We start from the raw sequence: 777 nt of genomic DNA, 5'->3' as shown, positions 1-777 counted from the left end.
CGTCCCGGGCCGCCGCGACGTCGAGCGCCGCGTCCTCGCGGGCCAGCGTCGCGCCCGGCACCGCCGCCACCGCCTCGGCGAGGGCCCGTCCGCGCGCGTGGAACGTCCACTGGTCGATGGACGACGCGACGTGCCCGAACCGGCGGTGGCCGAGCGCCGCCAGGTGCGCCACGATCGCGTGCATCGCGTCCCCGACGTCGAACACCACGGTCGGGGCCTCGGCCGCCGGGTCGGAGTCGAGCATCACGAGCGGCGTCCCGGCGAACCCGCTCACCACGTCCTCGGCCAGCGACGACGAGAGGATGCCGTCGATCGCGTCGCGCGGGGCGGCGAACGGGCTGTCGGCGGGGCCCGCGTCGTCCGGCCAGGGGTAGGCGACGACGCCGAAGCCGTGCCGGGCCGCGACCCGCGCCGCGCCCTCGTAGACCGCGCCGAAGAACGGCGCGCTGAGGGTCGGCACGACCAGCATCACCGTCCGGGTCGAACCGAGGCGCAGGCTGCGCGCGGCCGGGTTCGGCCGGTAGCCGAGGCGCTCCGCCGCGTCCTGGACGGACGCCGCGGTCGCCGGCGACACCCGGCCGGACCACTTCCCGCCGAGCACCAGCGACACCGTGGACTGCGACACCCCGGCCGCCTTCGCCACGTCCCTGCTGGTGGGACGGCTGTGCATGTTGGTCATCGACTCCGCCGGGCGCCGGGGGCACGCCCGGCGGCCCGAGCGGCCCGGCGGGCGCGACCCGCTTCGATCCTTGCCCCGGACCGCCGCCACCGGCCGCG

General features: G+C 78.1%; 1 protein-coding gene. It reads right to left on the bottom strand.

Annotated features, from left to right (window positions below):
- The coding region (locus DZF91_RS22995; RefSeq protein ID WP_235834489.1) for a LacI family DNA-binding transcriptional regulator at positions 1 to 679 on the bottom strand (679 nt) is incomplete at its 3' end.
- Positions 680 to 777 lie beyond the last annotated feature (98 nt).

It is taken from the genome of Actinomadura logoneensis (assembly GCF_003428695.1).
Taxonomy (GTDB): Bacteria; Actinomycetota; Actinomycetes; order Streptosporangiales; family Streptosporangiaceae; genus Spirillospora; species Spirillospora logoneensis.
This window is presented reverse-complemented; position numbering and strand designations above follow the sequence as displayed.